This is a genomic window from Protofrankia sp. CiP1_Cm_nod4, assembly GCF_982290645.1.
This window is the reverse complement of record NZ_CEVIVC010000179.1, coordinates 1,963-5,990: the sequence shown is the minus strand read 5'-3', so window position 1 is coordinate 5,990 and position 4,028 is coordinate 1,963. Positions and strand designations below refer to the sequence as shown.

Genomic DNA, 4,028 nt, shown 5'->3' with positions numbered 1-4,028 from the left:
GTCCACACCGCGCGCAGGAGCACCCGGCCGGAAGCGTGGCGATATCGCCACGCTTCGCCGGCGTCACATGCCCATCCAGATAATGAGCGCGCGGGCGCGCGCGTTACCGGACGACCGGGGCGACAATCAACATCAGGAATGCGGTGTGCTCATCTTCACGACTGTCCGCCCCCGCTTGCTTTCCGGGCCGGGACGGTGCGTATGGTCTGCGCCGTGCCTTCGCGAAGAAGGCACCCGTCGGGCGACACGCCGAATCCTGCCCCGGCCGACGGAAGCCAAACCAATGGCAGGAGCGGGGGAACCACTTTTTGCGGGCGTCGCGCATCGGACGTCCTTGGGGTGAAGCCGCGGAACGCGGCCGGGCAGTCCCAGCCCGAACCCGACAGCTCACCTCGCAGGCGTGGGGAAGGACATCATCATGTCCCAGACACGTACTCGTGACGGACACACGCGTGACGGCGCGGCCAGGCACAGCAGGCGGCGCAGCCGCCTGGGAATCAGGACCCGCACCCGCGCGATGATCGCTGTTCCGGCCGTTGTCGCCGCCATCGGCGGCAGCGTCGCGATGTCCCAGCCGGCGAACGCGGAACCGTCCTCGGACCGGGTGCTCTCCGCCATCGCGCAGTGTGAGTCCGGTGGCAACCCGGGCGTCGTCAACGAGATCGGCGCCGGCGGGCTGTTCCAGTTCCTGCCGCCCACCTGGCGGGGCGTCGGCGGGTCCGGTCTGCCGCAGCAGGCCAGCCCCGAGGAGCAGTGGAAGCGCGCCCGCATCCTCTACTCACAGCAGGGCACCGGGCCGTGGTACGCGTCCAAGCACTGCTGGTCCGGAAAGGTCGGCTGACCGGCCACCGGCGGCACGGCCACATTCCCCGTTCTTTCCGTTCCCTTGCCGTCGCTGTTTCCCTTTGCTTCCCTTTGTTTCCCTTTTCACGCTCGGGCCTCCCGCCGGACGGGTTTCGCTGATCCGGTAGACCCGGACGGCCCGTGCCCCGGATAGCCATCCGGTTCGCCCCGGGGAGCCGGCGTCATCCCGGTGGAGATCGGACCTCGGTCGGATCTCCACCGGGCGCCCGGTGGACAACCACCACCCACCGGTCACCGGCCGGCCGTGAACCGCCCAGGATTCCCGGCCGGGTTCAGAGCCGGAAACGTTCCCGGTCCACCCGGCCGAGCGGCGGGCGGGTGCGCTCGAGCTCCAGCCCGATGTCGACCAGGTCGATCCGCTCGAGAGCGTGGACCTGACCGAGGTCGACCCACGCGGCCTGGTCGGTCGAACCACCCACCTCGTAGCGCAGTTCACCGGCCACCACTCGGGCGGCGTAAATGACCCGCAGGGTCTGCTGGTCGGCTTCGACGCCCACCGCGCGCGGAAAGTTCCGACGTATCGAGTCCAGACCGAGCAGGGACTCGATCACGACGTGGTATCCGGTTTCCTCCTCGACCTCGCGGATCGCCGCGGCAAGCGGATCCTCCCCGTGGTCGAGCCCGCCGCCGGGCAGCGTCCAGAACGCCTGGCCCGCGCCGGCGAAGCGCGCGAGCAGCACTTCACCGTCCCGGATGCAGACCACATATGCCGCGAGTCTCAGCTCCCGGGTGAGAACCGGCTGTGCCTCCCCGTCCTCCAACAACCCACTCACCTGTGCGGCAACCCCTTCCGGCAGCGACAACCGACTCCGTCCGTCCACCCCCGCACCCAGCCGTTATGACTGTATTCGCGCGCGGCTATTCACGGGCGGCACGGACCGGTCAGCGCTCCACCGGACGGGAGAGCCCCACCCCACCCATCAGCCCGCCGGGCGGACGGCCGGCCCGGCGGGTCAGCCGACAGACGGCGTGTTGAGCGCGACCAGCAGGTCGCTCGTCACCTCCTGCTCCCGCGCCGAGCCGATCGGCTGCGCCACCAGCTCGGTGACACCGGCGCTCGCCAGCCGCCGGATCTGCCGTTCGACGGACGCCTCGTCACCGAGGATGACCGTCTCCCCCGGGCCGTCCACACCCTCCCGGTCGAGGACGGCCCGGTAGCTGGGCAGCTGGCCGACCATGGCGAACCGTTGCGCGACCCACTCCCGGCGTGTGTCGGCGTCCGAGGTCACACAGACGAAGCTGAGCGCCACCACCCGGGGATCCGGCCGGCCCGCGGCCCGGGCGGCCCGGGTGATCGTCGGCACGATGTGGTCGGCGAGGGTCGCCGGGCCCGTCCACGTGGTGACCGTGCCGTCGGCGAGCTCACCGGCGGCACGCAGCATCGCGGGGCCGAGCGCGCCGACCAGCAGCGACGGCGGCTTGCCGCCCGGCACGTCAACGGCGCCGACGGCGGTGAGGGACGCGCCCTGGTGGGTGACGCTCTCCCCGTGCAGCAGCGGGACCAGCACGGACAGGTACTCCCGCAGGTGCGCCGCGGGCCGGTCGAACGAGTAGCCGAACTGGCCCTCGATGATGGGCCGATGACTCACTCCGATACCCAGGGTGAGCCGGTTGCCCACGGCCGCCTGCACCGTCAGCGCCTGGCTGGCGAGCACCAGCGGATGGCGGGGATAGGTCGGCACCACCGCCGTCCCGACCTCGATACCGGGCGCCTCCCGGCCCACGACCGCCAGCGCGGTGAGCGCGTCCCACCCGCCGAACTGGGTCATCCAGGCACTGGCGAAGCCGGCCTTCGCCCCGTCGCGGGCCGCCGCCACGACCGCGTCCAGCGACCGCCCCTGATCGTCCAGGTACATCCCGACACGCATCGGACCCTGCTTTCCCTCATATATGATCACCAACGAGCCCGGCGTCACCGAACACGCTGATTCTGATTACTCTCAGCGAGTATCCAATGGCCTACGTGGCCACGTGGTACGCCACTCGCGGGTGGCCGTCGGCCATCGGCCATATGGGCGCCACGGGGGGCGCGCGACCGGGAAGCCCATCCGCATCCCAGGCGTCCTGCCATGATCGCGAAACTGGCGCCCGAGCGCGGGGAGCACGGAAGATTCACATAAAGTGAGTGTCCCTCCGGCTAGCGGCCGGCTCCGCCATTTCCGCCGTTGCCCCGCTGTGGTCCTCGCAACGCCCCGCCCCGGCGCTCCACCCAGGCGTGACCGGTCATGATCGGATCAGTTCGGAGGCTCGTCTCAGCCTCGACGGCGCTCCGCCGGAGCACACCGGCGCCTCATCGCGGAACGGAGAACGCGCATGCCCGCCCACGCCATCGTGTCCGGCGCACTCGGCCCGCCCGACGCCATCGCCGCCCACACCATCGCCTGTGCCACCGTCGCCGCCCGCACGGTCACCGGCCGCCGCCGCGACGCCTGAGGCGAGGATTGTCACTGTGACGAAGTTCTTCCTGATCCTGCACGTGCTGGCCGCCGTCCTCGCCGTCGGACCGGTCGCCGTCGCCGCCAGCATGTTCCCCCCGGCCCTGCGTCACGCCCAGGCCAGCCCCGGCGATCCGGCCGCCGTCGCGGCCCTGCGCGTCCTGTACCGCGTCTGTGCGGTCTACGCCCTCGTCGGTGTCGCCGTGCCCGCCCTCGGGTTCGCCGCCGCGGGTGAGCTGGGTGTCACAGGCAACGCCTGGGTGATCGCCTCGATCATCCTCACCGCGGGCGCGGCCGCCATCCTGGCGCTGCTCGTCCTGCCCGGCCAGCGCGACGCCCTCCACGCCGTCGACACCGCCGCGCAGGCCACGGCGGGCGCCGACGCCACCGCCAGCCTCGACGCGCGGGCCGGCGCACGCCTGGCCATGCTCACCGGCGCCTTCAACCTGCTCTGGGTGACCGTCACCATCCTGATGATCGTCAGACCCGGCTCCACCACCGGAGGCTGACCCACCCGTAGGTGAAAACCGCCATCCCCCCAGCCGAAACCACCTACAACCGCGGCAAGCGTAGGTGGAAACCGTCATCCTCACAGCGGAAACCACCTACACGGGCTGAGGCGGGCGTAGGCGGCTCTCCGCTGTCAGGCCCGAGTGAACCGAACCGCTCCGCGCGGACAGCCGGTGCCGTACCGGTTCGTGGTTTGGGCCTCCGTCCGTTCGCCGGCAC

The 4,028-nt window shown here is 71.2% G+C and carries 4 protein-coding genes and 1 riboswitch; of the genes, 2 read left to right on the top strand and 2 right to left on the bottom strand.

Translation table 11 applies throughout. From position 1 onward, the window contains the following. The first annotated feature begins 263 nt into the window (after nt 1-263). Nucleotides 264-416: riboswitch (cyclic di-AMP (ydaO/yuaA leader) on the top strand. A gap of 101 nt (nt 417-517) precedes the next feature. Continuing rightward, nucleotides 518-841: a transglycosylase family protein gene (locus AC5LSR_RS21790; RefSeq protein WP_250285384.1), complete on the top strand. Its 324-nt coding sequence runs from the start codon at nt 518-520 to the stop codon at nt 839-841. A 295-nt stretch (nt 842-1,136) separates the two neighbouring features. Here AC5LSR_RS21790 and AC5LSR_RS21785 read toward each other — a convergent pair whose 3' ends face one another. Together AC5LSR_RS21785 and AC5LSR_RS21780 are read right to left on the bottom strand one after the other, a co-directional pair. Continuing rightward, nucleotides 1,137-1,637 (bottom strand): NUDIX hydrolase, encoded by a 501-nt coding sequence (locus tag AC5LSR_RS21785; protein WP_250285383.1) that lies wholly within the window; start codon nt 1,635-1,637, stop codon nt 1,137-1,139. 180 nt (nt 1,638-1,817) lie between these two features. Beyond that, a complete protein-coding gene (locus AC5LSR_RS21780) occupies nt 1,818-2,732 on the bottom strand; it encodes an LLM class F420-dependent oxidoreductase (RefSeq protein ID WP_250285382.1) in 915 nt (304 codons plus the stop codon). Between the two features lie 581 nt (nt 2,733-3,313). On the opposite strand from AC5LSR_RS21780, the gene AC5LSR_RS21775 reads away from it, so the two are divergent. Then, nucleotides 3,314-3,808, top strand: a complete 495-nt coding sequence (locus AC5LSR_RS21775; RefSeq protein WP_250285381.1) for a hypothetical protein — start codon at nt 3,314-3,316, stop codon at nt 3,806-3,808. Nucleotides 3,809-4,028: the final 220 nt, after the last annotated feature.